Annotated in this window: 3 protein-coding genes; all 3 read right to left on the bottom strand. The window is 68.1% G+C overall.

The genetic code is table 11. The features are described from left to right. On the bottom strand, positions 1-310 hold a 310-nt coding region (locus tag H5T60_14190), incomplete at its 3' end, for a hypothetical protein (protein ID MBC7243583.1). 44 nt (positions 311-354) lie between these two features. Beyond that, positions 355-1,800: a FecR domain-containing protein gene (locus H5T60_14185; protein MBC7243582.1), complete on the bottom strand. Its 1,446-nt coding sequence runs from the start codon at positions 1,798-1,800 to the stop codon at positions 355-357. Then, on the bottom strand, positions 1,797-2,307 hold a 511-nt coding region (locus H5T60_14180; GenBank protein ID MBC7243581.1), incomplete at its 5' end, for a sigma-70 family RNA polymerase sigma factor. The genes H5T60_14180 and H5T60_14185, both read right to left, overlap by 4 nt.

Here is a 2,307-nt window from a genome sequence, read left to right as displayed (position 1 = left end):
CCGCCACTAGGCTCCCATCCGCCTGGACCTGCGCCAGCACCATTACCTGTGCGCCCACTGCGGCCGGCCCCGCTGCCTCATTAATGATGGTGCGCTCCGTCACCTGGACGTCCCGGCCGGCGATGACCCAGGTTCCCACCTTGGTGTCAGTGGGCCGTGACTCGATGACGCCCTGGAACTGGACCATGCGCGGGCGCCGGCCCGCATCCCCGTTGGCGGCAAACACTGCCGGCATCAGCGCCGTCAGGAGCACGACGGCGACCACCACTGCGCTGACCACCTTCATCCAGACCTTCTGTCGTTCGTTCATCGTTCCTGCCTCCTTGACTGAAAAGGTATCGAGCACATGCGGATTCAACGTCGGGGCGCTCTTGTGCCGGGTACAAGCTGGATCTCCACGGTAGGCTCCGGTGTGGACCAGGGGCCGGGCGTCCACGCCGGCGTCGGGCGGGCCGGCGGCTCAGCGGTGGAAGTCGGCCAGGGCGAGATCGGCGTCCAGCCGGGTGTGGGTTGTGGCCCGGGGCCGTGCCGGCGCGTGGGCGTTGGCCACGGCGTCATCGTCGGTTCAAGCGTAGGACCGGGTATGCGCGTCGGCCAGGGCGAGATGGCCGGCGTCGGGGTCCAGGGCTCCCTTGTCGGCCTGGTCGGCCAGGGCATCACCGTCGGCCCCGGTACAGGGGTGCCGGTCGGGTACGGCTGTCTGGTCCACGATGCGGTCGGCGGTTCACCGCCTGTGGGCGTCGGGAACGGTCCTTCCGGCCGCCGGCGGGTCCGCGTGGGCACGGCGCTAGGAGTGACGCTGGGGGATGGCGTTGGGCGAATTTCCGGGGTACGTCTGGGCCCCTGGGCCTCTCCGGGACGCGATGGTGCCACCGCCGGCGGAGCTGTTGGCTGGACAGATGGCTCATGCCCGTCCTCTTCCGCTGCCGAGGTATCCCGCGCCGGCATTACCCTCACCGGCGCGCCGCGCATCAGCACAGCCTCACCCCCGGCATATACCTCTGCCCCATCCACATCCCCCACGACTTGCACCACGCCTTCCATCACCTGCACCCGTACCCGTTCCTGATCCTGCACCTCCACCCGGAAGCGGGTCCCGCGCACGATGATACTGCCGGCTGGGACGCGCACCTGGAACTCCGCCCAAGGAGCGGCGGCCGGCTGGACGACATACTCGGCACTGCCGGCGTCCTGCTCAATCACCACCTGCCGCCCCGCCGGCAGAAGCGGCCGGCGCTGGAGATGGGCCAGCTTCAGCTCCGCGCCGGCGTCCACCTTGATGAAGCTACCATCGAAGAGGGAGACCTGGGCGCTCCCCTGAGCGACGCGCAGGCGACTGCCGGCCGGCAGGGTTTCCGCCGGCGGAAGCGCCCGCCACGGCATGGATTCCTGGCTTTTCACCTCCACCAATGCCACTGCGCCTTCGGCCACTGCCGGCGCCACGACCGCCGAGCCCTCTTTCCCCAGCGCATTCACCCACACGACCGCCGAGATGACCAGCACCATCACCGCCGCCAGCGCCGCCCAGGCCCGCGTTCCGACGGTCAAACGGGATATCAGGTTATGGGCGCGTGCTGGCCGCCGATCATACAGCGCCTGGACGCGCTGTACGAGCTCGGCCGGCGGCTCTGGAAGCGGCTCCGCTCGCGCCGCCCGAAGGAACCGCCGCAGCCAGGCCAGCTCTGCACTGCACCGCGCGCACCCTGCCACATGGCGTTCCACCTGCTGACGTGCTTCAGGCGTCAGCCGGCCTTCCAGCCAGTCCGCCAACAGTTCCAGCGTTACCGGATGCGCGCTCATCCTAACACCCCCATTCGCTTCAACACCTGCCGCAGTTTCTCCAAACACCTCGCCCGGGTGGGACCGATACTGCCCGGCGGCATCTTCATCTGCCGGCTGATCTCCTCGTAGGATGGCTGAGACTGGTCAAAGTAGAGCATCCACAACAGTTGCCGACAGCGTTCCCCGATCTGCTCCAGGGCCTCCCGCACCATGACCTGGTCCAGCCACAGCTCTTCATCAGGATGCGTCTCCAGCAGATGCACGGCCGGGTTATCATCCACAGTCCTCTCTTCCGCCGGCCGCTTGCGCAGGGCTTTCCAGGACTCCCGCTTGGCGGTGGTGATCAGCCACTTCCCCAACGCCTGCGGTTCCCGCAGTTCGTCCAGGTGCTCGAACAGCCGCAGGAAGACGACCTGGAAGACATCGGCCGCCTCGTCAGGGTTCAGGCCGGCGCGCAGAGGAATGGCATAGACCAGGCGCTGATAGCGTTCCACCAGCGCGTCCCATGCCCAGCGCTGACCATTT

This window comes from Anaerolineae bacterium, from assembly GCA_014360855.1.
In the GTDB taxonomy this organism is placed as follows: domain Bacteria; phylum Chloroflexota; class Anaerolineae; order JACIWP01; family JACIWP01; genus JACIWP01.
This window is presented reverse-complemented; position numbering and strand designations above follow the sequence as displayed.